Origin of the sequence: Kitasatospora purpeofusca (genome assembly GCF_034043715.1) — a bacterium.
Taxonomy (GTDB): domain Bacteria; phylum Actinomycetota; class Actinomycetes; order Streptomycetales; family Streptomycetaceae; genus Kitasatospora; species Kitasatospora purpeofusca_A.
Genome location: NZ_JAXCLC010000037.1, coordinates 1 through 26,626 on the forward strand (window position 1 = coordinate 1; position 26,626 = coordinate 26,626).

Below are 26,626 nucleotides of genomic sequence, written 5' to 3' on the forward strand. Positions count from 1 at the left end.
GGGGCGGCCGCCGCTGCCGCTGGGGGGGCCGCACCCGGCCCGTTCCACTCCACGAGGAAGACCCGCGATGCCACGCACCCGTCAGTCCCTCGCCGCCCTGGCTCTCGCCGGGGCGGTGGTGCTCGCCCCCGCCGCGGTCCCCGCCGCCGCGCACGGCGACACCGTCCACCTGGAGGTGTCCGGCCAGGACGGCGGGCGCGTCACCACCGTCGCCAGCTGGGAGAACGACCGCGACCCGGTCACCGAGCAGTTCGCCGGCACGCTCTCCGCCACCTCGGCCGACGGTCGGGCGGCCGGACCGTGGCGGCTGGTCGCCGTGCCGGGGCGGCCGGGCACCTACACCACCCGGGAGTTCCTGCCGGCCGGCCACTGGCGGATCGTGGTGGACTGCGCGTTCCCCTCGCTCGGGCACGGTGAGCGCGAACTCGACGTCGAGGCGGCGGTGATCTCCGACCCGACGCTGCCGACGCCCACCGGGCCGGGCACGCCAGGGTCTGGCACACCAGGGTCGGGCACGGCTCCGGGCACAGCAGGTCCCACCGTTCGACCGACCGCTCCCGACACCGCCGCCACCCGGACCCCGTCGGGTGCCGCCTCCGCCTCGGGCACCGCCGCGGCCGCCACCGAGTCCGAGCCCTCCGACGGCTCCGGCCCCGCCACCTGGGCCGCCGTGGGCACCGCCGTCGTCGCAGTCGCCCTGGTCGCCGCCGGTCTCGTCCTGCGCCGTCGCGCCCGCCGTCCCTGAGCCCGCCGCCTCCGAGCCCGCCGGCGGCCTGCCGACGGGAACCACCGGGTGCAAACCGATCGTCCTCCCCGGCAATGGGCGTCACGGGGCGCCCGTACCAGGGCAAGGGAGCAGGCGGATCGTGCGGAAGGTACTGATCACCGGCGGGGCAGGCTTCATCGGAAGCACTGTGGCGTCCGCGCTGCTGGACGCGGGCATCACCCCGGTCGTCCTCGACGATCTCTCCAAGGGCCGGGCCGAGTTCGTCGAGGGCCGGGAGTTCTACCGCGGGGACATCGCGGACGCGGCGCTGGTCGACCGGATCTTCGCGGAGCACCCCGACATCGACGCGACGCTGCACTGCGCCGCCCGGATCGTCGTCCCCGAGTCGGTCGCGCGGCCGCTGTTCTACTACCGGGAGAACGTCGGCAAGACCGTCGAGCTGCTGGAGTCGCTCCAGCGCAACGGCTGCACCCGGGTGGTCTTCAGCAGCTCCGCCTCCATCTACCGGCCCACCCCGACCGGCCGGGTCGACGAGAGCTGCCCGGTCGACGGGAGCAGCCCGTACGCACGCACCAAGCAGATGATGGAGCAGGTGCTCCAGGACTGGACCCGGGGTGCGGACGCCGACGGGACGCGGGTCGTCGCGCTGCGCTACTTCAACCCGATCGGCGCTGACCCGCGGCTGCGGACCGGTCTCCAGGACCTCGCGCCGAGCCACGCGCTCGGCAAGCTGATCGAGGCGCACGTCAACGGCACCCCGTTCACCATCACGGGTGTCGACTGGGACACCCGGGACGGCTCGGGGATCCGGGACTACATCCACGTCCAGGACGTCGCCGACGCCCATGTCGCCGCGCTGGTCCGGTTCGACGAGGTGGTCCGGCCCGGGGCGGAGGAGCGCTACCGGGTCGTCAACATCGGCACCGGTGACGGCACCACGGTCCGCGAGCTGGTCGAGGCCTTCGAGCAGGCGATCGGCGAGAAGCTGGACGTCCGGGAGGCGGAGCCGCGCCCCGGCGATGTGCTCGGCTGCTACAGCGATGTGACGGCGGCGCGCGAACTGCTCGGCTGGGAGCCGCGCCGGACCATCGCGGAGGGTGTCCGGGACGCGCTCGCGTGGCGCGCCCGCTGGATCGAGCGCCTGGCCGCCACCGTCTGACGGAGCGCCGTCCGCAGCGCCGTCCTCGGGGCCCGTCCCGGTCCGTCCCGGGCCGGGCCCCGTCGCCCCGGTGCTACTTGGACTCGTCGAGGCCGTTGATGAAGTCCTTGGCCTTGCCCGTGGCGGTGTCGATGTGCCCGCTGTACTTGCCGTCCGTCTTGCCGTCGACGATCCCGGCGACCTTGTCCAGGCCCTGGGTGACGGCGCCGCTGTGCTCGCGGGCGAGGTCGGTGGCCTTGTCGGCGAGGTTCTTGAGGTGCTCGAACATGATGGTCCTTCTGTTCGTTCCGCCCGGTTCGTGCTCATCCTAGCCGCCCCTGACCAGCTGTTTTTCCGGTCGGGAGGGCCTGAGGTGGCGAGGTGGCGGGTGGGGCCGGGGTGATTTCGCGGGGACGGATCCGTATGCTCCACTCTTGCTCTACAGCATTGTAGAAGTTCATCCGAGGGCGCGGCGAAAGGGGTGTGGGGCATGGTCGGGCAACACGCGAGGGGCGCGGGCGGAGCTACCCCGCCGCCCCGCCCCGGTGGGACGGCGGCGGTCCTGCTGGCCGCGACCGGACTGCCGCTGGCCGGCGCGGTCGCGGGGGAGCTGACCGGGAACGGCGGCGGTCCGCTGTTCGCCCTCGGCGCCGTCCTCGGCACCGGCATCGCGGCGGCCCGCTGCACCCGCCCCGGGCGCTGGTGGGTCGTCATCGCCGCGCCGCCCGTGGTCCTGGCCGCCAGGGCCGGCACCGCCTGGGCCGCCGGTGCCGAGGACGGGCAGGGCAAGGCGCTCGCGACGGCGGCGGTGCGCTGGGTGGTCGACGCCTTCCCGGTGATGGCGGTGGCCGTACTGGTGGCGCTGTCGGTCGTCGCCGGACGAGCGGCCCTCACGGCCCGGTCGGCCCGCACCGGCCCGACCGCGAGCACCAGCGCGAGCCGGATCCCGAGCCCGCGCCCGCGCCCGATCCAGACCCCCACCCCTACCCCGGCCGCCATCCCTACCACCCCCACCCCTACCCCGGCCGCCGTCACCGTCGACCGGACCGCCGACCGGAGGCGCCGTCATGGCTGAGCCCCGCACCGGGCCGTTGACCGTCGTCGGCCGAGTGCTCGCCGGTACCCTCTCGGTGGCCGTCCTCGGCGCGAGCGGCCTGGTCTGGTACGAGTACCGGCAACTCGACAGCGGCATGGTCAAGTCGGCCGCGCTCACCGAGGCCCGGAAGAACGCGCCCCCGCACCTCGACCAGTCCGTCAACCTGCTGCTCATCGGCCTCGACAGCCGCAAGGACATGGACGGCAACGACCTGCCCAAGGAGTTCGTCGAGGAGGAGCTGCACGCCGGCTCCAGCGAGATCGGCGGGTACAACACCAACGCGCTGATCGTCCTGCACATACCGGCCGGCGGTGGCAAGGTGACGGCCCTGTCCGTCCCGCGCGACGACTATGTGCAGACCGTCGGCGCGGACGGTCGGATGCACAAGATCAAGGAGGCGTACGGCATCGCCAAGGGCGCCGCCGAGCAGAGGCTGAGCGGGAAGGGCCTGTCCAAGCCGGAGTTGGAACGGCAGAGCCGGGAGGCCGGGCGGGCCGCGACCCTCCAGACCGTCCAGTCCTTCCTCGACATCCCGATCGACCACTTCGCGGAGGTGAACCTGATCGGCTTCTACGACATCGCCAAGGCCGTCGAGCCGATCCAGGTCTGCCTCAACAACCCGGTCGACGATCCGATCGTGGCCCGGACGGCGACCCACGAGGGCGGCGGCACGGGGCTGCGGCTCCCGGCCGGCGTCAGCTCGCTCGACGCCCGGCAGGCGCTGTCGTTCGTCCGCCAGCGCCACCACCTGAAGAACGGCGACCTGGACCGGACCCACCGGCAGCAGGCCTTCATCTCCTCCGTCGTCTACAAGTTGAAGCAGGACGGCGTGGTCGGCGACCTCGGCCGGCTCCAGCGGCTGTTCGACGCGGTGAAGAAGGACGTGGTCATCGACGACCGCTGGAACGTCCTGGACTTCGCCCAGCAGGCGCCCAACCTGACCGGCGGCAATGTGGAGTTCAACACCCTGCCGATCACCGGGTTCAAGAACATCGGCGGCCAGGAGGTCAACACCGTCGACCCGGGCCAGATCAAGCGCATCGTCAAGCAGCTGTTCGGCCACGAGGTCCCACCGGCGGCCGGTCCGGCCGGTCCGGCCGAACAGACCGAGCCGACCACGTCCGCCGAGCCGACCACGTCCGCCGAGCCGCCGACGGCCAAGGCCAAGGCCGTGTTCGCGGTGCCCGTCGGCACCCGGACGACCCCGGCCGCGCCCCGCTCCGCGCCCTCCTCCCGCACCGCGGGCCCGTCCGCCCCGCCGCAGGCCCCGTCGTCCCCGCCCACCGCCGATCCGACGCCCGACCTCCCCATGCAGGGCCCTGCGGTGAGGGCCGGGGGCATCCCCTGCGTGGACTGAACCCGAAGCGCCGTTCCACGGCGCAGAGCTCGTGCCGGGCGGATGGGCCCGGCACGAGCTCTGGTCGGTCGTTCTCCGATGAGAGTCGGAGTGAGAGTCGGGGTGAGGGTCGGCGTGAGAGTCGGGCTGAGGGGGTCGGGTGCCTAGTGTCGGCGGGCCCGGGCGCGCAGGGCGAGCAGGCCGATCATCAGGCAGCCGAGGGCGCCGAAGGCGAGAACGAGGAGGGCGCCGGAGCCGGTGCTCGGGAGTTCTCCGTCAGGGCCGGGGGCGTGCGTCGGCTTGGAGGTGGGCCTGGGGCCGTGGCTGTGCGTCGCTGTGGGGGAAGGTGAGGCGGTGGGACTGGGCGACGCGGTCGGGGAAGCCGTCGGAGAAGGCGAGGCCGTCGGCGAGGCAGTCGGGGAGGCGGTCGGGGAGGGGGAGGCCGTCGGCGACGGCGACGGCGTGGGGACGGTCACCGTGACGTCGGCGTGGCAACGGGCGTCGCCCTCGCCGGGCGGGCAGTTGTTGCGGTAGGTGGCGGAGGTGACGGTGTTGCCGAGAGCCGTGTCGCTGGTGAGCGAGCTGTGCACGGTCACCGAGTAGGTGATGGTGGCGCTCCCGCCGACCGGCAGGTCCCCGGTCCAGTGCAGGGTGCTGCCGGTGACGGTGACGGAGCCCAGGTCGGTGGCGGCGTCACCGTTGTAGTCGGCCCGGGAGAGCACGTCGGCGAGGTTGTCGTCGAGGGTGACACCGGGTGCGGCGACGCGGCCGGTGTTGGTGACCTTGATCCGGTAGGCGACGGCCCGGCCGGGGGTGGTGGAGGTGGGGGTGGCGGTCTTCTCGATCGAGTAGACCGGGGTGTCGACCACGGTGTTGCGCACGGTGTTGCTGGTGCGGGTCTGCTCGCGCTGGGTCTGGTTGCCCCGGAAGGCGAGGGTCGCGCTGTCGTCCAGGACGGTGCCGGCGGTGGCGGCCTGGTCGACGGTGGCCTGGAAGGCGACGGTGGTGGTCGCGCCCGGGGTGAGGTCGGCGACCTGGCAGGTCACGGTCTGCCCGGCGGCCGAGCAGGAGGGGTTGGAGCCCGCGACGAAGGTGGTGCCGGCCGGCAGCTGGTCGGTGACGGTGATGCCGGTGGCGGTGTCGAGGTCGCCGGTGCTGCCGTCGGGGTGCCGGTTGGCGACGGTGAAGGTGTAGGTGATGCTGTCGCCGGGGGACACGTTGCCGGGCGGGTTGTTGTCGGTGGTACCGGCCGGGGCGTTGGCCTTGGTGATCTGCAGATCCGGTTCGAGGGCGTCGACGGCGAGCCAGACGGCCTGCGGGTGCAGTGCGTCGCCGGCGCCGTTGATCCGCAGCACCGCCTGGGTGCTGTTGGCGGGGATCTTGCCGGTGACGTCGATCGTGCGGGCGTCGTAGCCGTAGTTGTTGACCGGTGCGGGGTCGCGGGTCGTGATGTTGCTGCCGGTGCCGTCGGCGGCGACCCGGTCGATCCGGCTGGTGAAGGCGTTGTCGGTGGCGACACCGGTGGGGCCGGGCATCGGCAGCAGCGTCAGGTTGTCGGTCGTGGAGCCGACCAGCAGCTCGTCGCCCGAGATCGGCACGTCGCCGTCGCCGACGGTGACGCCCATGGTGGCCGGCGGGGCGGTGGCCGGTGTGCGGATGCCGGCGAGGGTGAGCGTCGCCAGGTTGTCGGGGGAGCGCAGCAGCTGGAAGCCGTCCCAGACCTGGAGGTAGCGCAGCGGTTCGGCCTGGTCCTGGTAGGCCACGACGAGCGACCAGCCGCCCCAGCAGCCGACGTTGTTGCCGCCGGAGTTCTGCGCCGAGGAGCGCCCGGCGCACGCCTGGATGTCCGCGACGGTGTAGCTGCCCGCGCCCGCGGCCTTCACCTGGGCGGTGACGTCCTTCACGCCGGCCCCGGCCAGCAGCGGCTCGGGAGGGTTGCCGCCGACCTGCTGGTCGAACCAGTCGTAGGTGTCGGCGGTGACCTGCTCGTAGGAGGCGCCGCCCGGGACCTTCCAGGACACCGTGTTGCCCCTGTTGATGTCCCCGGCGGTGCCGCCGGCGGTGCTGGTGTTGGTCGGGTTGAACTGCCAGTACAGCCGGGCGGAGAGCACCTCGGCCCCGGCCGGGATCACCAGCTGGGCCGAGGACGCGTTGTTCCCGGGCGCGTTCGGGTCGGTCTTGACGTACTTGGTGCGGCCGTTGTTGGTGCCCTCGGTGTCGTTGCAGGCCGAGCCGTCGCTGTCGTCACAGGTCAGGACCGAGTTGGACGCCATCGTCAGGTTGCCGTGGGCCAGCAGGTCGAGCACCGGGTCGGGGCCGATCGGCCGCTGGGTGCCGGCTCCGCGGACCGCCGCCGGGCGCTGCGGCAGGTCCGGCGCGGCGAAGGCCCGGTCCAGGGCGAACGGGGCTGCCAGTCCGGCGGCCAGCGGGACCGCCGTGCACAGGGCGTAGAGACGTTTGCGGCGTGGGGAAGGACGATGAACCACGGGTGGCCTCACAACGGGCAATGGGATGGGGGCAGGTTCCACCCTCGCCCGGCCCCCGGACCGTTCCGCCCGGACACGCGGGACGATCACCTCAACAGCTCAGCGCCAGGGGCCCGGGAGGAGGCGCGGTGGCTCCTCGCCGGAAGCCCCGTGCGCCGGAGCGGTGCGGAACCGCTCCGCGCACGGGGGCGTCCTGAGGCAGAGGCGAGGGGCTGGAACGAGGGGCTGGAGCGAGGGGTGGGGGCGTCGGTGGAGCGGGCACGTTGGTGGGTGTGGGCACGGCGGGTGCTGGAGTGGGCCGGCTGGGCGGGGTCGGCGCTGTCGGCGGTGCTGGTGGCGGTCCGCTTCGGGGGGTGGGACGACGGGACGCCGCTCGCGCTCGCCGTGGTGCTGCTGCCGTACGCGGCGCTCGGCGGCGTGCTCGCGCTCGGGGTGCTGCTGGCGCTCCGTTCGTGGTGGGCGGCGGCGGTCGCCGGCGTCCTGGCGGCGGTGCAGCTCTTCTGGCTGGTCCCGAGGCTGGTGCCGGACGGCGGTGCCGCTCCGGCGGCCGACGCGCCCCGGCTGCGGGTCGCCACCAGCAACGCCTGGGTGGGACAGGCCGATGCCGCCGAGATCGTCCGGCTGGTGCGCGAACAGCGCGTCGACGTCCTCGCGATGGAGGAGCTGGGGCCGGGCGCGGTCGCCCGGCTGGACCGGGCGGGCATCGCCGAGGTGCTGCCGCACCGGGAGCTGCGGCCCGGTCGGGACACCGCGATCTACTCGTGGCTCCCGCTGACGCCGCTCGACGGCTCGGCCTCGGAGGCGGCCCGGGAGCAGATCGCGGCCGAGGTGACGGTCGGCGGCCGCACCGTCCGGCTGACGGCCGTGCACACCTACTACCCGCTGGGTGACTCCGGACGCTGGTCGGCGGACTTCGACGGGCTGCGGGCGGCGGTGTCCGGCGCCACCCGCAACGCCGTCCTGCTGGGGGACTTCAACGCGACGCTCGACCACACGCCGATGCGCGCCCTGCTCGACACCGGCCTCGCCGACACCCACGCGGAGCTGGGCCGGGGGGCCGCGCCCACCTGGCCGGAGCCGGACACCTACTTCTCCGGGCTGTGGCCGGTGATCCAGATCGACCACGTGCTGCACGGGGAGGCGCTGCGCGCGGTCTCGGTGACGGAGCACCGGGTGCGGGGCGCCGACCACCGCGCGGTGGTCGCGGAGCTGGCCGTCACCGGCTGAGGCAGGGCTCCGTGCTGGTGGGCTCCGGCCTGGTGGGCGCCGCCGACCGGTCGGCGTCCACGGCGAGGTGGTCCGCCAGCAGGCATTCGGTGGCCCGCCAGTACGCGAGCGCGAGCAGGCTGACCCCGCCGCCCAGGGCGCAGACCGCCGTCCAGCCGCCGTGTTCGTACGCGAGGGTGGAGCCGATCGCGCCGATCGCGCTGCCCACCGAGTAGAGCAGCATGTACCCGGCGGTCAGCCGGCTCTGGGCCTCGGGGCGGACCTGGTAGAGCAGGTGCTGATTGACCACGTGCACGGACTGCAGGCCGTAGTCGATCACCACCATGGCGAGCACCAGCCACCACACCGAGTGCGGCAGCAGCGCGGCGAGCGGCCAGGCTGCCAGCATGGCGGTGAGCCCGATCGCCAGGGTGCGCCGCGCCCGCCCCCGGTCGGCCTGCCGACCGGCGTGTCCGGCGCCGAGCGCGCCGGCGGCCCCGGCCAGGCCGAAGAGCCCGATCTCGGTGTGGCTGAGGCTGAACGGCGGGGCCGCCAGGGCCAGCACCATCGGGGTGAGCAGCACGGTGACGGCGGTGAAGACGAGCAGTGCGAGTCCGGCGCGGACCCGGAGCACGGGCTCCTCGGCGAACAGCGTGAACACCGATCGGACCAGCCGCGGGTAGCGGATCCGCTCCGGGCTGCGGCGTCCGGCGGGGACGGCCGCGGCCAGGGCGACGGCCATGGCGCCGGTGGCGAGGGCGGAGACGATGTAGACGGCGCGCCATCCGGCGAGGTCGCCGATGGTGCCGGCGACGGTCCGGGCGAGCAGGATGCCGACCACGATGCCGCTGGTGACGACGCCGACGACGCGGCCCCGGTCGGCGGGGTGGGCGAGGGAGGCCGCGTGGGCGACCATCACCTGGGCGGCCACGGCCAGCATGCCGACCGCCGCCATGAAGAGCAGCATCAGCGGGGCCGAGGGGGAGAGCGCCACGGCGGCGAGTGCCGCGACGGAGAGGCCGAGCTGCGCGGTGATCAGGGTGCGGCGGTCGAGGTGGTCGCCGAGGGGGACGAGCAGCAGCAGGCCGACCGCGTAGCCGATCTGGGTGAGGGTGCCGATCAGGCCGACCGTGGCGTGGTCGATGCCGAGGTCCGCGGCGATGAGGTCGAGCAGCGGTTGGGCGTAGTAGACGTTGGCGACGGCCAGGCCGCCGGCGACGGAGAACAGCCAGGAGACGGCGGGGAGGGGCACGGGACGGGGCTCCTTCGCGGCAAGTGGTTTCAAAGTGCTACCGCGCCACCCTCGCACGAAGTGGTTTTAATAAGCAACCATGGATCGCCGGAGCGGCGAGCGCTATGGTTGCAAGGTGAAACCCGTGCCAACGGAGCCACGGGACACCGCCGGACGAGAGGAGAAGCGGGTGCCGAAACGCACCTCGCACGAGGAGTCGACCTGCCCGGTCGCCCGGCCGCTTGACCTCCTCGGCGACGGCTGGACGCTGCTGATCGTCCGCGACGCCTTCGACGGGCTGCGCCGCTTCGGGCAGTTCCAGAAGAACCTGGGGCTGGCGAAGAACATCCTCTCCGCGCGCCTCGCCAACCTGGTCGCCCACGGCGTCCTCGAACCGGCCCCCGCCGCCGACGGCAGCCCGTACCAGGAGTACGTGCTCACCGAGAAGGGGCGGGCGCTGTTCCCCGTCGTCACCGCCCTGCGCCAGTGGGGCGAGCGGTACTGCTTCGTGGCCGACGAGCCGCGCGCCCGCCTCGTCGACCGCGCCGCCGGCGCGCCGGTCGCCCGGGTGGAGGTCCGGGCGGCCGACGGCCGGGTACTGGGGCCGGACGACACCGAGGTGCTGCTGCCACCGGGGTGACACCCCGGCAGTCCCGGTCGGCCCGGCCGGTCGACCAGGCCGGTCGGCTCAGCCGGTGGTCGCCGTGGTGGTGGGGCAGGGCGGCAGGGTGGACGGCGAGGTGGTGGCGCAGGTCGCCGTGGCCGTCGCCGGCTGCTGGGCCGTGGTGGTCGACGAGGCCGTCTTCGCGGTCGTCGTGGTGGCCGCCGGGGTGGAGACGCTCACCGTCGGCTTAGAGGTCGCCGACTCGGTGGAGGCGCTGGTCGAGGTGCCGGTCGAGGCGGACGAGGAGGTGGCCCCGGAGGAGGTCGCGCCCGACGAGGTCGCGCCCGAGGTCGAGGCGCTCGCCGAACTGCTGGACGGCCCGGTGGAGCCGGACGGCGAACCCGAGGTCGAGGTGCCGCCGGAACTCGGCGCCGAGGACGAGGTCGAGGCGGAGCTGGAGCCCGAGGCCGAAGGGTTCGGCGAGGCGGACGGCCAGGAGGTGGCGGCCGGGACGCCGGGGGCCAGCGGACCTCGCGGCTCCTGGACCTTCTTGTCGACGACCTTGACCTGCCCCGTCACCCGCGCGAACCAACCGCCGGTCACGATGTCCACCAGCACGATCTCCGTCACCGGCCGGGGCGCGGCGACCACGATGACCAGCGCGCTCGGCTGGAAGCCCGCCCACGGCTTGCCGACGTACTTGGCGTCCGCGACCAGCGTCGGCGCCTTCAGCGGGTTGCCGCAGCCGCAGCGCACCCGCGGCACGCCCTGCGCGTCGACCAGTACGGCGGTGCCGGCCTGGAGCACGGACTGGTAGGCGACGGCCGCGCCGCCCTGGTAGCTGTGGTTGGTGACCCGGGTGTCCACCCGGAGGTAGGCCGAGGTCAGCGACCGCAGGTAGCCGGGGACGGCGGACTGCTCGATGCCCTGGGCCGAGGCCCAGGCCCGGCCGGTGTCGCCGGTCGAGGTGATCGAGACCAGCCGCTCCACGTCGCAGCTCGGCTTGTTCATCGTCCCGCCGTAGACGCCGGCCGACGTCCCCTCGACGTTGTGGAGGCCGGTACTGGCGGTGGCCGTGGCACCGGCCGTTCGGGTGGCCGTCGCCGTGGACGGCGCCGGGGCGGGGGCCTGCACCGCCTCCGTCTGGACCGAGGGGGTGAACGGCGCCGGGCCCGGGTCCTGCGGACCCTGCAGCGCGACCTCGTTCGCGGTCGGCACGGTGGTGTCCTTGCTGCCCCCGCCGCCGCTGTTGTTGACGATCAGCACTGCCGCCACCACGGCCAGCGCGGCGCTGCCGGCCACCAGGGCGGCCTTCCGTCCGGAGCGCCACCACGGCGTCGGACGCCCCCCGCCCGGACCGCCCGGACCGGACGAGCCGCCCGGTCCGCCGCCACCGGACGGTCCGCCGGCGCCGCCGGAGCCCGGGCCGGACGGGGGACCGGGTGGACCTGACCGGCCGCCCGACGGCGGTCCGGAGAGCGGTCCGGACGGCGGTCCGGAGGGCGGGCCGAGGGGCGGGCCGGACGAAGGCGGTTGGGAACTCATCGAGGCTCCGTTTCGCGGGGCGGCCGGTCCAGCCGGCCGGCGCAGGAGGCTCCTGCCACTGGGATCCATTTCTGCCCCGGGTGCCCGCCCGTCGCAACAGCAACGGTCGGTGGGCGGGTCGGTGAGCGGGATCGGCGGACGGGATCGGCACGGGGCCGGTGGACGGGATCGGCGGGCGGCTCGGGGCGGCGGGGCGGGCGGCGGACAGGCGGGCGGGCGGGTCCTGGGCCACCCTGGTGGCAGGCGTGGGGGCCGGAACCGGACGCACGGGGGGACCGAGCCGAGCCGACAGGGAGACCCGCATGCACCAGCAGGCCCGTTCGAGCGGGCCGGCCCGCACCGGGGCGGCCGGACCACCCGGCGCCGTGCGCGGCTGGCTGGACGCGCTGGCGGTCGTCCTGGCGGGGTTCGCCGCGATGGCGGCCGTCGCCGCGCTCGGCCTCTGGGCGGCCGGGGCGAACGACCTTCCCGGCGGCGCCTTCCCGTACGTGCTGGCCGCGACCCTCACGCTCGCGGTCGGGGGCTCGGTCGGGCTCGACGGCGGCGCGGGTTTCTTCGCCTCCGTCGATGCCGGGATCCTCGCGATGCCGCTGTCCGTGAGCCTGGTCGGCGCGCTGGCCGTGGCCGAGGTGTTCCTGCGCCAACTGCGGTTCCGCGCGGTCGCCGGCGGCCGGGAACTGCTCGGCCGCGCCGCCCGGACCGCGGTGGTCTGGCTGATCGGCCTCGCCCTGCTCTGCGCGGCGGCCCGGCACACCTTCGCGGTGCCGCTCGGTGACGGGCTGGTCGAACAGCTCGGCGGCGCGCTCGGGATCGAACCCGAGGTCGGCTTCCACGCGGAACCCGCGCCCACCCTCGGACTGGGGCTGCTCTGGCTACTGGTGGTGCTGGCCGCGACCTTCGCCGTCTCCCGCCGTGCGCCGCTGCCGCGTGCCCTGGTGCCCTTCCAGCAGGCCGTCCGCCCGGCCGGGTTCGCGATGCTGCTGGTCCTGCTCGGGTGCGTGGCGCTGGGGGTGGTGGCCGCGATCGTCACCGCCGCGGTGAACGGGAACGCCCGCGAGGTCGCCGCCGTGGCGCTGCTCGCCCTGCCCAATCTGGTCTGGCTCGCCTTCGGCGTCGGCCTCGGCGGCGAGTGGAACGGCCATCTGGTCGGTGCGATCGGACTGCCCGTGCCCAAGTCGCTGGCCGCCGTGCTGCGGGTCGGCGAGGGCCAGGACGGCACGGTGAGCCTCGGCACGCTCGCCGAACAGGACGCCCGCGCCTGGTGGTTGCTGCCGGTGGCCGCCGTCCTGATGCTCGCGGCCGGGGTATTCGCCGCGCACCGCGCACCGCGCGGGGTCCGGCTGTGGCAGCACGCGGTGCGGCTCGCGGCGGCCGCCGCCGTCACCATGCTGCTGGTCGGCGTCTGGACCAGGATCTCCGCCGACTACGGCCTCCAGGTACTCGGGGTCGGCCTCGGCGAGGGCGGCCTGGGGGACCTGCTCAGCTCCGTCCTCGGCCCGGCGGTGGGGCCGGCCGGCCCGGCCGCCGCCCTGACCGGCGGCACGCTCACGCTCGACCCGGTGCTCTGGATCACCGTGCCGCTCGCCGCCGGCTGGGGCCTGCTGACCGGCGCCCTGGGCGCCCTCGCCGCCACCCGCCTGCCCCGCCGCGGCGAGACCGACTAGCTGTCCTCGCCGACGTCTGCCTGCCGCGCATCGGCGGCCAGCTGGTCGAAGGTGCGGTTCAGCACCGCCCGGCGCTCCTCCTTGTACCGGGGCTTGGGCTCCAGGCCGTCGATGCTGCGCTCCCAGACGGTCATGAACGTCTCTTTCCAGCCCTCGATCACCTCGGCCTTCGGCAGCTCGCCGTCGGCGTGGCCGGCCTGCGCGAGGACGTGCAGCAGTTCCAGCTGGCACGGCACGGCTTCGCCCCAGTACTCGTCGGGTTCGATGCCGACCGGATCGCCGGCCATCGCCTCGGCGACCTCGTCGACGAGCCGGCCGACGACGGCCGACAGGTGGTCCAGGGCCGTGTCGCTCTCGAAGTTCCCACTGCCCCACGTGCCCACGGATTCTCCCCCGGTTGCTGTCGTCCTCGCCGTCGGGGACATCGAACCAGGCAGGACCGACAAACGACCCGGGCCGTCGTCCGGTGGAGCGTCACCGTCAGTCGCCGGAGCCGGGTGGGTGGATCGCAGGGAGGGCCCAGGCGGGGGGTTCGGGGACGCCGGGGGTTGCGCCGAACGGGGGTGCGACGGCGGGGACCACCTGGGTCGGCGGGCCCGCCGTGCCCCACTGGGCGCCGGGCGGGCCGGTGACCGGGGGGACGGTCGCCGCCGCGCGCAGCTCGGCGACGAACTGCAGGCAGTTGGCGAACCGCTCCTCGGGGGCCTTGGCGAGGGCCCGGCCGATCACCTCGTCCACGGCGGGCGGCAGGTCGGGCCGGTGCTCGCGGACCGTGGGCGGCGGATCGTTGAGGTGGGCCCAGAGCAGCGCGAGGTCACTCTCCCGGCGGAACGGCGGCGCCCCGGAGAGCATCTCGAAGACGACGCAGCCGAGCCCGTACTGGTCGCAGCGGCCGTCCAGGGGCCGGCCGGAGATCTGCTCGGGCGCGGCGTAGTCGAGGGTGCCGACGATCTGGCCGACACCGGTCAGGCCGCTCAGTGACAGGGACTTCTTGGTCAGGCCGAAGTCGGCGAGGTAGAGGTGCTCGGGGTGCTCGCTGTCGGTGCCCGGGGCGACGAGCACATTGCCGGGTTTGACGTCCCGGTGGACCAGGTCGTGGTCGTGCGCGGCGTCCAGTGCGGACGCGATCTGCAGGGCGAGCCCGGCGGCCCGCTCGACCGGGAAGGCGCCGCCCCGGGAGATGAGGCCGCGCAGGTCGCCGCGCTCGACGTAGCGCATCGCGATGAAGAGGATGCCGTCCGCCTCGCCCGCCTCGAACACCGGGATGATGTGCGGGTGGTCGATCGCGGCGGCGACCTGCGACTCGTGGATGAAGCGCCGCCGGAACACCTCGTTGCGGGCCAGTTCGGGGGCGAGCAGTTTGACCGCGACGGTGCGGCCCAGCCGCAGGTCCTTCGCCCGGTAGACGACGGCCATACCGCCGCGGCCGATCTCCGCCTCCAGCCGGTACCCGGCGACCCGCCGGCCGACCAGGCCGGCGGGCAGGCTCGGCAGTGCGAGGGCGGCGTCGTCCTCGGGGTCGGCGCCCCGTTCCGCGCCGGGCTCCGCGCCCCGCTCCCCGCCGGGCTCCGCCGACGGGTCGGGGCCGGGCTCGGGCCCGGCGGAAGCGGCCGCCGCGGTGGGGCCGGCGTCGGGCACCGCGGTGGCCCGCGCCGCGGTGGGAGGGTGCGGGGACGGCTCGGCGGGCGGTTCCGGGGCAGGGGGTGGCTCTCCGGGCGGCCGGTCGCCGGGCGGCGGCAGGGGCGGCGGCACGGGCTGCGGCCCCGGCGGGGGTTCCGGGGGCGTGGTCACGGCTCCACCAGTCGGGTCGGCTCGCCGGCGTCCGGTGGCCGCCCGGCGTCCGGCGTCCCGGCGTCCGGCCTCCCGCTGTCGGGGAGCCGCGGCCGGCCGCCGACGGCGTAGGTGTGGAGCTGGAGGCCGTCGCAGTAGGACCAGCGGTCGTGCACCGGGTCGAACACCCAGAGCCGCTCGCCGTCGACGACCAGCCCGATCCGCAGGCCGCGCGCCCGGTCCCGGAAAGCCTCCAGGTCGACGCCGCCCGCGGCGAGGTCCTCCAGCAGCGAGCGGTAGCGGGCCAGCGCGCCCTCCGCCTCGGCGAGGGCGGGGCGCGGGTCGGCGGTGCGGGCCGGCGGGCCGGTGGCGGCGGGTGGGGCGCCGGGGAGCGAGAGGAGCAGCCGGCCGTCGACCCAGGTGGTCCAGCCGTTGGAGCAGAGCACCTGGGCCCAGTCCCCGGCGCGGCCGAGCAACTGCAACGGCAGCAGCGGGTCCAGCGGGGACGCGGGTTGCGCCGGGTCCGGGGCGGCCCAGCTGGCCAGGCCGTCGGGTGGGGCCACATGGGTGGGGCGGAACCCGAACTCGTCCATCGGCAGGGTCACTTCCGCAGGGTCGCTTCCGCTGGTTCACTTCCACTGATTCGCTACCGCTGAGTCACTTCGGCTGTTCGCTCCGCTGTTCACCCGGCTGTTCACTTCCGCATGATCGCCGGCTCCTGCCGGCGCAGCAGGGCGAGCACGGCCAGGGCCAGCACCACCGCGAGCGCGACCAGCAGGGCCAGCGACAGCAGCCACCCGGTCCGGTCCTGCCGGAACATCGGGTCGGCGGTGATCGCGGTCGGCAGGACGGTGTGCAGGTCGACGGTGCGGGCCATCGCGGACAGGCCCCAGCGGGACGGCACCAGCCACGAGAACTGCTCGAGGCCGGGCACGTCGTGCAGCTTCAGCATGGCGCCGCTGAACACGATCTGCACCACGGAGAGCAGCACCAGCAGCGGCATCGTCGCCTCCTCCTTGCGGACCAGCGCGGACACCAGCAGGCCGAGCATCATCGCGGAGAAGGACAGCAACGCCACCGCGATGATCAGCTCGGCCAGTGGTGGCAGCAGTACGCCGCTGTGCACCGCCACCCCGGTGGCCAGGGTCGGGCTCAGATCGACCCCGGCCAGGCCGACCACCGTCAGCACGGCGGCCTGCCCCACCGTGATCGTGCCGAGCACCACCACCTTGGAGACCAGATAGGCCGAGCGGGACAGCCCGACCACGCGTTCTCGCTGGTAGATGGGCCGTTCCTTGACGATCTCGCGCACCGCGTTGGCCGAGCCGGTGAGCAGGCCGCCGATGCAGAGCGTGAGCAGGCAGTTCAGCGCGTTGTCGGAGGAGAGCCGGCTGCCCGCCATCGCCCGGCACATCACGCCGATCAGGAACGGGAGGGCGATCATCACGGTCAGGAACAGCCGGTCCGCGGCGAGCACCGCCGTGTAGCGGCGGATCAGCGTGCCCAGCTGGGGGAACCAGCCCTGCGGCTGCTCCGGGCCGATGCTGTCGGCGGCCTGCGCCGCCCCGGGACCGGCCACCGGGACCGGCCGCGCGGGCGGCAGGGCCCCGGCGGCGACGTACCGCTCGTACTGGGGCGACTCCCGGAACCGGCGCTGCCAGGCCGCGTGGTCCTCGTTCTCGAACGCCTCGAAGGCCTGCGGCCACTCGGTGAAGCCGAAGAACGGCAGGGCCTCGTCGGGCGGGCCGTAGTAGGCGGTGCGACCGCCCGGGGCCAGCACCAGCAGGCGGTCGCAGACGTCCAGGCTGAGCACACTGTGGGTGACCACGACGACGGTGCGTCCGTCGTCGGCCAGGCCGCGCAGCATCTGCATCACCGAGCGCTCCATCCCCGGGTCCAGGCCGGAGGTGGGCTCGTCGAGGAAGAGCAGCGAGGGTTTGGTGAGCAGTTCGAGGGCGACGCTGACGCGTTTGCGCTGGCCGCCGGAGAGGCTGGAGATCACCAGGTCGGCGCGGGCGTCCAGGCCGAGTTCGTGGATCACCTCGGAGACCCTGGCCTCCCGCTCCTCCTTGGCGGTGTCGCCGGGGAACCGCAGTTCGGCGGCGTAGGAGAGCGCGCGGCGGACGGTCAGCTGGGTGTGCAGGATGTCGTCCTGCGGCACCAGGCCGATCCGGCGGCGCAGCTCGGCGTAGTCGCGGTAGAGGTCGCGGCCGTCGTAGAGCACGGTGCCCTCGTCGGCCGGCCGCAGCCCGGTGAGCGCGTTCAGCAGGGTGGACTTGCCGGCGCCGCTGGGACCGGCCACGGCGAGCAGGGCCTTCTCGGCGAGCGGGAAGGAGACGTCGTCGAGCAGCACCCGCTGCTCGGAGCCGACCCGGACGACCAGGCCCTGCACATTGAGCGAGACCTCGCCGGTGTCGGTGTACTCCACCAGTTCGTCGCCGGAGAGGCAGAGCGCGAAGTGGCCGATGCCGACGATGTCCGCGGGGCCGATCGGGGCCCGCTGGACGGGGCGGCCGTTGAGGTAGGTGCCGTTGTGGCTCTCCAGGTCGACGATCTCGTGGCCACCGTCGGGCAGGGTGCGCAGTTCGGCGTGGTGCCGGGAGACCACGAGGTCCTCCAGCACCAGCTCGTTGTCGGGGGCCCGGCCGATCCGCACCGTCCGGCCGGGCAGCCGCAGGACGGCGCTGGGCCGGCGGAAGGTGCCGGAGACGCCCGGGGCGACGAGCGAGGGCCGCTCGGCCGGGGCGGCGGCGGGCAGGCCCGCGAAGGTGGCGGAGGGCCCGTCCGCGGCATCGCCGAACCGCAGCCTGGTGCCGGGGCCGATCTCCTCGGACCGGATCCGGCGGCTGTCGGCGAAGGTGCCGTTGGTGCTGCCGACGTCCTCCAGCTGCCAGTGGTCGGCGGTGGTGTGCAGCACGGCGTGGTGCCAGGAGACCCGGGGGTCGTCGAGGACGATCTCGCTGGTCGGGTCGCGGCCGACGTGGTACGCCCGGCGCGGATCGAGTAACTGCGAATCCGTGTCGGTGACGAGGACCAGGGGCGGCGCGTCGGGCGCGCCCGAGCGCTCTCCCATGCTTCGGAGTCTAGTCCGACAGGGCCCGCCCGGCCCGGTCACCCGAGCCGGTGGCGCCTGCCCCGGCCCGGTCACGCAGGGTGCGGGCCGGCCGCCGGGCCGATGCCACGGAATTGGACTGGACCACTGGATCGCCACCCGGGTACTGCCCTATCGTTCGGGGAGAACTGTACGGTCGTCGGGGCCCTCCGTACGACACGCCACGTGAGCCCCGGGATGGATCCATTGAGCGTCTGGCCGCAGTTGCGCGACACCCGAACGGTCAGAGCCGGCGTCGCGTCCGGGACGGTGCTCCGCTGCGGCCTCGTCGACACCATGCTCGCCGACCTCTCCGTCTCCGTCGTGCTGTTCTTCGACCGGGCCCTGGACGAGGATCGGCTCGCCGCCGGACTCGCCCGGGCGCTGGAGCGGGTCCCGGTGTTCGCCGGCCGACTGCGCACCGTCGACGGGGTGTTGGAGGCGGTCTGCGACGACTCCGGTGTGCCGATGGTCAGTTACCGGGTCGACGGCACCCTCGCCGAGTCGATGGGCCGGGTCACCGCGCCCGGCGCGCAGCACGTCGACCCGCTGGACGCCCGGGCCGCCCGGACCGGCGACGGGCCGCTGTTCGGCGTCCGGGTCACCCGCACCGGCGACGGCGGCACCGTGCTCGGCTGCTCCTGGCACCACGCGATCGGCGACCTGCAGAGCTTCGCCCTGCTGCTGCGCGCCTGGTCGGCGGCGGTCGAGGGGGAGGAACTGCCGGTGGCCGAACTCGTCGAGGACCAGGACGCGCTGCTCGACCGGGTGCTGCCCGCCGAGGACTGCGGACGGCCCGGCTTCCGGGTGCCCGGGGAGGGCGAACGCCTGCTGCTGGAACGCGAGGTGGCGGCCGGGCCGCGCGCCAACCGGACCGTGCAGCTCTACTTCGGGGACGACGAGATCGCCCGGATGCGCGAGGAGTTCGGCGCGGCGGCCGGGATCAAGGTCTCCGCCGGCGACGCCGTCTGCGCGCATGTCGTGCACACCGTGAGGGAGTTGGACGGCGACGCGGAGACCCGCTGGCTCACCGTCCCGGTCAACGTCCGGCGCCCGCTCGGACTCCCGGACACCCTGATCGGCAACCTGCTCGGCGACATCCACCTGCCGTACACGCCCGCCGACGGCCCCGGCGCCCTCGCCGGGGCGCTGCGCGCCGCCGTGCGGGACTACGCCGAGGAGCACCTCAACCTGCGCTCCAACCTCCGCTTCCTGGCCGAGCTCGGCCGCCCGGGGCTGGCCGGGTGTGTGCCGCTCGGCTTCGACCCGCAGCACCGCCGGTTCAGCTTCTCCAACTGGAGCCGCTTCGGCCTCTACGACGCCACCTTCCAGGGGCAGCGGCCGGTGTTCTTCAGCCCGACCGCCAACTACCCGCTGCCGTGGGTCTCGTGGAGCGTGGAGGGGTTCGGCGGCACCGGGCTCCTCACCACGCTGGTGGTCCCCGCCCGGCTGGCCGCACGGCTGCGCGGGACGGACGGACGGGCGGCCCTGCACCGCTACCGGGACCCGTCGGACCGGCTTCCGGCGCTGCTCGCGGCCGTGCCCAAGGTGCTCTGAGCGGGCGCTCCGGACGGGGTGCTCCGGACGGGCGCTTCGCAAAGGAGTGTTCCGAACGCCGACCGGGGGCGGCCGTGGTGGCCGCCCCCGGGGCGTTCGGTGCCGCGTCCGGCGCGGGACCTACTTCATGACGGCGCGCAGCGCGTGCCGCAGCTGCTCCCGGTCGGGCTGCAGCGCCCGGTCCAGCGCCGGGGCGAACGGCAGCACCGTGCCGTCCGGCCGGGTGATCCGGCGGGGCGGGGCGGTGAGCCGGAACTCCTCGGCGGCGGTGGCCAGCACCTCCGCGCCGATCCCGCAGCTGCGGTTGGAGTCGTCGATCACCACCAGGCGCCCGGTGCGCTCCAGCGACTCGCCCAGCGCGGCCCAGTCGAACGGGTACAGCGTGCGCGGGTCGAGCACCTCGACCGAGATCTCACCGGCGAGTTCCTCGGCCACCGCCAGGGCGTCGTGCACCAGGTGCCCGACGGCCACCAGGGTGACGTCGGTGCCGGCGCGGTGCACCCTGGCCCGGCCGAGCGGCACCGGGGCGAGGTCCCAGGTGACGGTCTCGCGGACCGGCAGCGCGGCGGCCGGGGCGAACACCACCACCGGGTCCGGGTCCTGGATCGCCGAGCGGAGCAGCCCGTAGGCGTCGGTCGGCGTGGCCGGGACGACGGTCTTCACCCCCGCGTGCGCGAACAGGCTGTACGGGTGGTCCGAGTGCTGGCCGGCCCAACCGGTCCGGGAGCCGGAGCCCGGGACCAGGCAGGTCAGCGGGACGCCCGCCTGCCCGCCGCTCATCAGCGAGAACTTGTGCGCCTGGTTGACGAGTTGCTCGAAGACCAGGAACAGCAGGGACGGGATCTGGAACTCCAGCACCGGCCGCCGCCCGGCCAGTGCCGCACCGACCGCCATCGCGGTGAACGCCTGCTCGGAGAGCGGGGTGTCGACGATCCGCTCCGTGCCGAACCGGTCCAGCAGCCCGAGCGTGGGCCCGGCCATCCCGGCGCCGATGTCCTCGCCGAACACGCAGACCGCGGGGTCGGCGTCCAACTCGTCGGCCAGCGCCCGGTTGAGCGCCTTGGTGTACGACAGTCTCATACGACCGCCCCCGCCCGGGGCCGCAGCCCGGAGGCGTACAGATGGTCGGCGGCGCCGGCCGGGTCGGGGTGCGGCGAGGCGAGCGCGAACTCCTCGGCCGCCGCGAGTTCGGCGGCGACCTCGGCGTCAAGGGCGGCGGCGCGCCCGGCGCCGATCGCGCCGGCGGCCCGGGGGAGCGGGTCGCGCTCGCGCCAGGCGGCCACCTCCTCGGGGGTGCGGTAGTGCAGCTTCATCAGCCGTTCCATGGTGTGGTGGCCCTCGAACCGGTAGGTGCGGCATTCCAGGAAGCCGGGCCCGCCGCCGTTCCGGGCGCGGGCGACGGCCTCCTCGGCGGCGGCCCGCACCGCCTCGGTGTCCATACCGTCCACCTCGGCGGCCGGGATGCCGAAGGCGGCGGCCCGGCCGACCGCGCTGCCCGCCACCGCGGTGCCGGCCGGCAGGGTGGTGGCGTAGCCGTTGTTCTCGCAGACGAAGAGCACCGGCAGCCGCCACATCGCGGCCAGGTTGAGCGACTCCAGCAGCACGCCCTGGTTGAGCGCGCCGTCGCCGAAGAAGGCCACCGCGACCGCGTCCGAGCCGGCCCGAAGGTCGGCCCAGGCGGCGCCGACCGCGATCGGGGCGCCGGCGCCGACGATGCCGTTCGCGCCGAGGATGCCCAGCCGCAGGTCGGCGGCGTGCATCGAGCCGCCCCGGCCCCGGTTGGACCCGCCGACGCGCCCGGCGAGTTCGGCCAGCAGCCGGGCGGGGTCGAGGCCCCGGGCCAGCACATGGCCGTGGCCCCGGTGGGTGGAGGCGAGCCGGTCGCCGGCGCCGAGCGCGGCGCAGACGCCGACCGCGACGGCCTCCTGCCCGATGTAGGGGTGGATGCCGCCGGTGATCACCCCGGACGTGACCAGGCCGAGGGCCCGCTCCTCGAAGGAGCGGATCAGCCGCAGCATCCGGTACCGCCGCTCGGGCGTGTCGAGCGCCGCCACGGCAGGTGAGGGGCCCGGTGCGGTGTCGCCCGGCACGGTGTCGCCCGGCACGGCGTCGGCAGGCGTGGTGCCGGCAGGTGCCCCAGGGGTCACCGCGCTCCCCGCCAGACGGTCGGGCAGAAGTCCGGGTCGGCGTAGTCGGGCCGGCCGTCGGGGGTGCGGCGGACCAGCACGTCGTGGTTGTAGACCACCGGCCCGCCGTCCGGGCGGGTGGCGGCCTGGTACGCGTTGCCGCCGTCCTGGAGGTGCAGCGAGACCGCCCGGCGCGGGTGGGTGGCCAGGTTGGGACCGCTGCCGTGGTAGGTGCGGCAGTGGTGGAAGCTGACGTGCCCGCGCGGGATGACCATCGGGACCTTGCGGACCTCGGTGCCGTTGTACTCCGCGTTGGCGTCCAGGATGGAGTCCAGCTCGGAGTTGTCGCGCTCGGCGAAGTGCCGGGTGGAGTCCTCCCCGGAGGACAGCTCCTTCCAGCGGTGGCTGCCGTCGATCATGGTGATGGTGCCGTTCTCCTCGCCGCAGTCGTGGAACGGCAGGAAGGCGGTCAGCATCCGGTCCGAGGAGGAGGTCTGCCAGTAGTGCTTGTCGAAGTGCCACGGCACCTGGTTGCTGGGCTCGCCCGGCACCGGGGGCTTGTAGATGAGGGTCGCCTGGAAGACCCTGATCTCCTCGGCCTCGGCGAGCAGCGCGGCGACCGCGCCGAGCAGCGGCTTGCGCAGGATCGCGCCGATCGCGTCGCTCTCGTAGTGCACGTAGTCGTTGTGCCGCTGGACCGGGCCGTCCGCGGCCTCCCAGGAGGCCAGCCGCGGCGGGCGGACCGGCAGGGTCCGGTCGCGGTGGCCGGTGTAGTAGTGCTCGGTGGCGGCCTGGAGGGTGTCCAGCTCCTCGTCGCTGAACAGCCGGCGGGACAGGTACCAGCCGTGCTCCAGGTAGCCGGCCACCTCCTCGGGGGTGGGCAGCAGGGCGCGTTCGGCCTCGGTGAGCTGGAACTCGGGTGCGGTGGTCATGGGGGTCGGGCCTCCTCTTCGGGCGGTGCGGGTGGACTCAGACGGAGGCGGCGGCGCGCTGCCGTTCGACGGCCTCGTACAGGGCCTTGATGTTGGCGGTGCCGAAGGTGCCGGCGCCCTGGCGCTCGATCAGCTCCACGAAGTACGTCCGGCGCGGGTGGGTGGACCGGGCGAAGATCTGGAACAGCTGCCCGCCGTGGTCCTGGTCGACCAGGACGTCCAGCTCGCGCAGGGTCTCGACCGGGATGGCGGTCTCGCCGAGCCGCTCGGCGAGCGCGTCGTAGTAGGTGCCGGGCGTGGTCAGGAACGCCACGCCGCGGTCGCGGGCGCCGCGCACGGCGGTGGCGATGTCCCCGGTGCGGAAGGCCAGGTGCTGGACGCCCGCGCCGTCGTGGTCGGCGAGGAAGGTGTCGATCTGGCCGGCCCGGCGGCTGGTGTCGGGCTCGATCAGGGTGAAGGTGACCTCGCCGGAGGCGCTCTGCACCACGCTGGAGTCCATCGCCTGCTCGCCGACCTCGATGTACTCGCCGAAGATCCGGTGCATGCCGAGCGCGGCCTCGCAGAAGCGCACCGCGTCCGCGAGTTGGCCGGCCGGCAGGCAGATCGCGGCGTGGTCGAGGGCGTCCAGCAGCTGCGGGCCGGACCCGGCCGGCTCGGGTGCGGCCGGCACCTCGGGGACGAACCGCAGGGCGGTGTCGCCGAAGCCGGCCACCAGCCCGCCGGCCCGGTCCAGGACACGGGCCCCGTGCCGCTCGGCGCGGTCGAGGGCGGCCTGCGGGTCGGGGCAGGACAGCGCGAGGGCGGCCACGCCCTCGCCGTGCCGGGCGGCGTAGCGGGCCACCGGGTGCGCCGGGTCGTCGGCGGAGCGCAGCAGGAACCGGATGCCGCCCTGGCGCACCAGGACGGTGCGGGCGTGCGCGGACTCGGCCGCGGCGAGCTGGTCCGGCTCGGGCGGGACGGCGGTGAAGCCGTAGTCGGCGCAGAGCGCCGCCGCGGTGGCGTCGGCGTCGGCGCTGTGGTACTCGACGTGGGCTATGGACTGGATGGACAACGGGATCTCCCCGGGGGATCGCGAGTTGACGAGTGGCCTGGCACGGGTGTCCGGGCTGCGCCTGGGGGCGTCAGCGGAGGGACGGGGTGGAGGCGGGCTCGAAGACCAGGCTGAGGTTGTGCCCGCCGAAGGCGAAGGCGTTGCTCATGGCCGCGGTGAGCGGGCCGGTGCGGGCCGCGCCCCGGACGTGGTCCAGGTCGCAGGCCGGGTCCGGCTCGGTGAGGTTGACGGTCGGTGGCAGCGCCCCCCGAGCCACCGCCAGAGCGGTGACCGCTGCCTCCAACGCGCCTGCGGCGCCCAGTAGATGACCGGTGGCCCCCTTGGTGGAACTGACCGCGGGGGTGTGTCCGCCGAAGACGGCCCGCAGGCCGGCGGTCTCGGCGATGTCGCCGAGCTTGGTGCCGGTGCCGTGGGCGTTGACGTAGCCGATGTCGGCCGGGCTCAGGCCCGCGTTGGCGAGGGCCGAGCGCATCGCGTCGGCGGCGCCCGCGCCGTCGGGGCGCGGCATGGTCGGGTGGTGCGCGTCGGTGGAGGCGCCCCAGCCGGTGAGGTCGGCGTAGCCGGCGGCGCCGCGGGCGGCGGCGTGCTCGGGGCTCTCCAGGATCAGGACGGCGCTGCCCTCGCCCAGCACGAAGCCGTTGCGGCGGCTGTCGAACGGCCGGCTCGCCTGCGTCGGGTCGTCCCAACCGGAGGCCAGTGCGCGGGCGTTGGTGAAGGCGGCGGCGATGGTGGGGTGCAGCGAGGATTCGGTGCCGCCGCACACCACCACGTCCGCGTCGCCGGAGCGGATCAGGCGCAGGCCCTCGGCGACGGCCTGGGCGCCGGCCGCGCAGGCGGTGACGATGGCCGTGCTGAAACCGCGGATGCCGTGCTTGATGGCGATCCGGGCGGTGGCCATGTTGGAGAGCATGCCGGGCAGCAGGTACGGGCTGACGCCGGGCCGGCCGCGTTCCGTCCGCCGCTGCGACTGCTGCTCGAAGGTCTCCAGCCCCCCGCCGCCGGTGGCCAGCACCACCGCGGTGCGGTGCGGGTCGGCGTCCCGGCCGACGACCAGGCCGGCGTCGGCGAGGGCGTCGTCGGCGGCGGCCAGCGCGAGCAGCACGAAGCGGTCGACGCAGCGGGTCTCGGTGGGCGGCAGCACCTCGCGGCCGTCGATCGCCGGGGCGATCCCGGCGGCGGTCAGCCAGCCGTGGGCGGCGTGGCCCTCGGGGACGGCGCGGATGCCGGAGCGGCCGGCGGTGAGGGCGTCGAAGACCTCGGCGGGCTTGCGGCCGAGCGGGGTGACCAGGCCGATGCCGGTGACCACGGCGCCCGGGCGGCGGGCGGCGCTCATCGGGCGGCCACCGGGGCGGCGGTGAGCGGAGTGGCGGCGAGCGGGTTGGTGGCCGGAGCGGCGGCGACCGGGGCGGCGGCGACCGAGTCGAGGTAGCGCTGGCGCAGCAGCACCTTGCGCACCTTGCCGGTCGGGCCGAGCGGGATGTCGTCCCCGGAGACCACGAGCACCTGGCGGACGGTGGCCGCGGCGGCCTCGTCCAGGGCGGCGGTGACGGTCTCGGTGCGGTCGGCGCCCGGGTCGGCGCCGGCGGCGAGGACCAGCAGCACATCGGTGACCACCCGGTCGCCGTCGCGCACCGCGACCACGGTGCAGTCCAGCACGTCGGGGAGGGCGGCCAGCACCCGTTCCTCCGACATGGCGGTGAACAGCCGCTTGCCGTCGCCGAGTTCGACCGAGTCGACGGCCCGGTCGACGTGGTAGTAGTAGCCCTCCTCGTCCCGGTACATGAGGTCGCCGGTGAGGAACCGGCCGCGCAGCCGGGTGCGGTAGGTGGTGGCCGAGTCGTTCCAGTAGCCGAGTGCCAGGGTCGGTGAGGTGGTGGCGAGTTCGCCGACCTCGCCGGGGCCCAGGGGCTCGCCGTCCGGGCCGACCAGCTCGCAGTCGACGAAGGCGTGCGGGCGGCCGACGCAGCGGCCGTAGCGTTCGGTGCCGGGGCCGTGGGTGATGAAGAAGTGCGAGTGGCCCATCTCGGTGGAGCCGAGGCCGTCCACGAACAGCGATCCCGGCACCCGGACCCGGCCCTCGCGGGTGACCGATTCCCGGCTGCCGGCGGCGACGAGGCGGCGGATGTGCACCTCGTGGGCGCAGTCGCCGGTGTTCCACCAGAGCGCGACGGAGTCCAACCGCCGTGCGGTGAGGTCGTGGTGGGCGAGTTCGGCCCAGGTGGCGGCGAAGCCGACCACGCCGCTGGGGCGCCACTGCTCGATCGCGTCCAGCACACCGGCGCCGGACTGGCTGGAGAGCACGGCGAGCTGGGTGTGCGAGGCGAGCGAGAGGTTGACCGCGATCAGGGTCGCGGCGTGCGGGGCGGGCAGGGCGCTGAGCATCCGCTCCTGTCCCTGCGGGCGGGGCAGCCGGGCGCGGTGGCGGATCGCCGCGTAGAGGCTCGCGTGCGAGTGGACGACGGCCTTGGGCAGCCCGGTGGTGCCGGAGGAGTGGGTGATCGCCACCGGGTCGTCGGCCGAGTGCCGGTAGGGCGCGGGGGCGGCCTGGGGGTCGCCGGCGCCGAGCGTCGCGATCTCCGGCAGCAGGGGGGCGCCGGTCGGGTGGCCGGCCAGCGCGGCCAGGTGCGGCGGGTCGGCGAGGACGCCGACCGGGCCGAGCTTGGCGATGTAGCGGGCGGCCCGCTCGCCGTCCAGGTTGGGGTTGAGCAGCGCGGGGATGGCGCCGATCCGGGCCAGCGCGAGGAAGGCGAGGACCTGGTCGGCGGCGTCGCCGGCGTAGACCACCACCGGGTCGCGGCGGCCGATGCCGAGGGCGTGCAGGGCGGCGGCCCGGGCCCGGACGGCGCGGTCCAGCTCGGTGAGGGTCAGCGGGTGCCAGGCGGGGTGCTCGTCCACCGGGGTGTCGAACGTCAGCAGCGGCTCGTCGAGGCCGAGGCCGAGTTCGATGCGGCGGGTGAGGACGTTGCCGGCGCCGACGGCCGGGTCGTCCGCCAGCAGGGTGCGGATACTGCGGATGCTCACGGGGTGGATCCCTCCCGAGGTGCGGGGCGTGCGGGCGTGCTGCGG

22 protein-coding genes are annotated in these 26,626 nt (G+C 74.8%); 8 read left to right on the forward strand and 14 right to left on the reverse strand.

Going from position 1 to position 26,626, the window contains the following annotated elements; translation table 11 throughout:
- Positions 1–67: 67 nt before the first annotated feature.
- Both SM793_RS20015 and galE read left to right on the forward strand, forming a co-directional pair.
- Positions 68–745: a hypothetical protein gene (locus SM793_RS20015; protein ID WP_320439592.1), complete on the forward strand. Its 678-nt coding sequence runs from the start codon at positions 68–70 to the stop codon at positions 743–745.
- 121 nt (positions 746–866) lie between these two features.
- Positions 867–1,886, forward strand: a complete 1,020-nt coding sequence (gene galE, locus SM793_RS20020; protein WP_320439593.1) for a UDP-glucose 4-epimerase GalE — start codon at positions 867–869, stop codon at positions 1,884–1,886.
- A 73-nt stretch (positions 1,887–1,959) separates the two neighbouring features.
- On the opposite strand, the gene SM793_RS20025 is transcribed toward galE, so the two are convergent.
- Entirely contained in the window at positions 1,960–2,154 is a 195-nt protein-coding gene (locus tag SM793_RS20025) for an antitoxin (protein ID WP_320439594.1), read from the reverse strand.
- A 201-nt stretch (positions 2,155–2,355) separates the two neighbouring features.
- Here SM793_RS20025 and SM793_RS20030 point away from each other — a divergent pair, with 201 nt between their 5' ends.
- Positions 2,356–2,940 (forward strand): DUF6542 domain-containing protein, encoded by a 585-nt coding sequence (locus tag SM793_RS20030; protein WP_320439595.1) that lies wholly within the window; start codon positions 2,356–2,358, stop codon positions 2,938–2,940.
- Positions 2,933–4,318, forward strand: a complete 1,386-nt coding sequence (locus SM793_RS20035; protein WP_320439596.1) for an LCP family protein — start codon at positions 2,933–2,935, stop codon at positions 4,316–4,318. The genes SM793_RS20030 and SM793_RS20035 overlap by 8 nt, the downstream gene beginning before the upstream one ends.
- A 143-nt stretch (positions 4,319–4,461) precedes the next feature.
- Here the strand turns inward: SM793_RS20035 and SM793_RS20040 are convergent, their stop codons facing one another.
- A complete protein-coding gene (locus SM793_RS20040) occupies positions 4,462–6,783 on the reverse strand; it encodes a hypothetical protein (protein WP_320439597.1) in 2,322 nt (773 codons plus the stop codon).
- A gap of 249 nt (positions 6,784–7,032) precedes the next feature.
- Between SM793_RS20040 and SM793_RS20045 the strand changes: the two genes are divergently transcribed.
- The gene (locus tag SM793_RS20045; RefSeq protein ID WP_320439598.1) at positions 7,033–8,010 is read left to right on the forward strand and encodes an endonuclease/exonuclease/phosphatase family protein; all 978 of its coding nucleotides are present in this window, start codon (positions 7,033–7,035) and stop codon (positions 8,008–8,010) included.
- Here the strand turns inward: SM793_RS20045 and SM793_RS20050 are convergent.
- On the reverse strand, positions 8,000–9,241 hold the full coding sequence (locus SM793_RS20050) for an MFS transporter (RefSeq protein WP_320439599.1): 1,242 nt from the start codon (positions 9,239–9,241) through the stop codon (positions 8,000–8,002). The genes SM793_RS20045 and SM793_RS20050 overlap by 11 nt on opposite strands.
- 169 nt (positions 9,242–9,410) lie before the next feature.
- Here SM793_RS20050 and SM793_RS20055 point away from each other — a divergent pair, with 169 nt between their 5' ends.
- Positions 9,411–9,860 (forward strand): helix-turn-helix domain-containing protein, encoded by a 450-nt coding sequence (locus tag SM793_RS20055; protein ID WP_320439600.1) that lies wholly within the window; start codon positions 9,411–9,413, stop codon positions 9,858–9,860.
- A gap of 48 nt (positions 9,861–9,908) precedes the next feature.
- Here the strand turns inward: SM793_RS20055 and SM793_RS20060 are convergent, their stop codons facing one another.
- Positions 9,909–11,126, reverse strand: coding sequence for a DUF6777 domain-containing protein (locus tag SM793_RS20060; RefSeq protein ID WP_320439601.1), 1,218 nt, complete (start codon positions 11,124–11,126; stop codon positions 9,909–9,911).
- A gap of 545 nt (positions 11,127–11,671) precedes the next feature.
- On the opposite strand from SM793_RS20060, the gene SM793_RS20065 reads away from it, so the two are divergent.
- Positions 11,672–13,033 (forward strand): streptophobe family protein, encoded by a 1,362-nt coding sequence (locus tag SM793_RS20065; RefSeq protein ID WP_320439602.1) that lies wholly within the window; start codon positions 11,672–11,674, stop codon positions 13,031–13,033.
- Here the strand turns inward: SM793_RS20065 and SM793_RS20070 are convergent.
- From SM793_RS20070 to SM793_RS20085, 4 genes are all read right to left on the reverse strand, one after another.
- A complete protein-coding gene (locus SM793_RS20070; protein WP_320439603.1) occupies positions 13,030–13,416 on the reverse strand; it encodes a DUF4259 domain-containing protein in 387 nt (128 codons plus the stop codon). The genes SM793_RS20065 and SM793_RS20070 overlap by 4 nt on opposite strands.
- 97 nt (positions 13,417–13,513) lie before the next feature.
- Positions 13,514–14,527 (reverse strand): serine/threonine-protein kinase, encoded by a 1,014-nt coding sequence (locus tag SM793_RS20075; protein ID WP_320439662.1) that lies wholly within the window; start codon positions 14,525–14,527, stop codon positions 13,514–13,516.
- Between the two features lie 293 nt (positions 14,528–14,820).
- Positions 14,821–15,408 (reverse strand): hypothetical protein, encoded by a 588-nt coding sequence (locus SM793_RS20080; protein ID WP_320439604.1) that lies wholly within the window; start codon positions 15,406–15,408, stop codon positions 14,821–14,823.
- An 89-nt stretch (positions 15,409–15,497) separates the two neighbouring features.
- Positions 15,498–17,876, reverse strand: a complete 2,379-nt coding sequence (locus SM793_RS20085; RefSeq protein WP_320439605.1) for an FHA domain-containing protein — start codon at positions 17,874–17,876, stop codon at positions 15,498–15,500.
- 216 nt (positions 17,877–18,092) lie between these two features.
- Between SM793_RS20085 and SM793_RS20090 the strand changes: the two genes are divergently transcribed.
- Positions 18,093–19,451 (forward strand): acyltransferase, encoded by a 1,359-nt coding sequence (locus tag SM793_RS20090; RefSeq protein WP_320439606.1) that lies wholly within the window; start codon positions 18,093–18,095, stop codon positions 19,449–19,451.
- A 120-nt stretch (positions 19,452–19,571) separates the two neighbouring features.
- Here SM793_RS20090 and SM793_RS20095 read toward each other — a convergent pair whose 3' ends face one another.
- From SM793_RS20095 to SM793_RS20120, 6 genes are all read right to left on the reverse strand, one after another.
- Positions 19,572–20,531 carry an alpha-ketoacid dehydrogenase subunit beta gene (locus SM793_RS20095; RefSeq protein WP_320439607.1) on the reverse strand — a complete coding sequence of 320 codons (960 nt, stop codon included), beginning with the start codon at positions 20,529–20,531 and terminating at the stop codon, positions 19,572–19,574.
- On the reverse strand, positions 20,528–21,598 hold the full coding sequence (locus tag SM793_RS20100; RefSeq protein WP_320439608.1) for a thiamine pyrophosphate-dependent dehydrogenase E1 component subunit alpha: 1,071 nt from the start codon (positions 21,596–21,598) through the stop codon (positions 20,528–20,530). The genes SM793_RS20095 and SM793_RS20100 overlap by 4 nt, the downstream gene beginning before the upstream one ends.
- Positions 21,595–22,509 carry a phytanoyl-CoA dioxygenase family protein gene (locus SM793_RS20105; protein ID WP_320439609.1) on the reverse strand — a complete coding sequence of 305 codons (915 nt, stop codon included), beginning with the start codon at positions 22,507–22,509 and terminating at the stop codon, positions 21,595–21,597. Before SM793_RS20105 ends, SM793_RS20100 begins: the two co-directional genes overlap by 4 nt.
- 37 nt (positions 22,510–22,546) lie before the next feature.
- A complete protein-coding gene (gene hppD, locus SM793_RS20110; RefSeq protein WP_320439610.1) occupies positions 22,547–23,560 on the reverse strand; it encodes a 4-hydroxyphenylpyruvate dioxygenase in 1,014 nt (337 codons plus the stop codon).
- A gap of 70 nt (positions 23,561–23,630) precedes the next feature.
- Positions 23,631–24,893: a beta-ketoacyl-[acyl-carrier-protein] synthase family protein gene (locus SM793_RS20115; protein WP_320439611.1), complete on the reverse strand. Its 1,263-nt coding sequence runs from the start codon at positions 24,891–24,893 to the stop codon at positions 23,631–23,633.
- Positions 24,890–26,581, reverse strand: a complete 1,692-nt coding sequence (locus tag SM793_RS20120; RefSeq protein ID WP_320439612.1) for a class I adenylate-forming enzyme family protein — start codon at positions 26,579–26,581, stop codon at positions 24,890–24,892. The genes SM793_RS20115 and SM793_RS20120 overlap by 4 nt, the downstream gene beginning before the upstream one ends.
- Positions 26,582–26,626 lie beyond the last annotated feature (45 nt).

Excerpts from the sequence above, each read along its gene's own strand:
- SM793_RS20115 (WP_320439611.1), bottom strand. The coding sequence starts at position 24,893 with ATGAGCGCCGCCCGCCGCCCGGGCGCCGTGGTCACCGGCATCGGCCTG.
- SM793_RS20095 (WP_320439607.1), bottom strand. The coding sequence starts at position 20,531 with ATGAGACTGTCGTACACCAAGGCGCTCAACCGGGCGCTGGCCGACGAG.
- SM793_RS20025 (WP_320439594.1), bottom strand. The coding sequence starts at position 2,154 with ATGTTCGAGCACCTCAAGAACCTCGCCGACAAGGCCACCGACCTCGCC.
- SM793_RS20035 (WP_320439596.1), top strand. The coding sequence starts at position 2,933 with ATGGCTGAGCCCCGCACCGGGCCGTTGACCGTCGTCGGCCGAGTGCTC.
- SM793_RS20090 (WP_320439606.1), top strand. The coding sequence starts at position 18,093 with ATGGATCCATTGAGCGTCTGGCCGCAGTTGCGCGACACCCGAACGGTC.
- SM793_RS20085 (WP_320439605.1), bottom strand. The coding sequence starts at position 17,876 with ATGGGAGAGCGCTCGGGCGCGCCCGACGCGCCGCCCCTGGTCCTCGTC.
- SM793_RS20065 (WP_320439602.1), top strand. The coding sequence starts at position 11,672 with ATGCACCAGCAGGCCCGTTCGAGCGGGCCGGCCCGCACCGGGGCGGCC.
- SM793_RS20030 (WP_320439595.1), top strand. The coding sequence starts at position 2,356 with ATGGTCGGGCAACACGCGAGGGGCGCGGGCGGAGCTACCCCGCCGCCC.
- SM793_RS20105 (WP_320439609.1), bottom strand. The coding sequence starts at position 22,509 with ATGACCACCGCACCCGAGTTCCAGCTCACCGAGGCCGAACGCGCCCTG.
- SM793_RS20015 (WP_320439592.1), top strand. The coding sequence starts at position 68 with ATGCCACGCACCCGTCAGTCCCTCGCCGCCCTGGCTCTCGCCGGGGCG.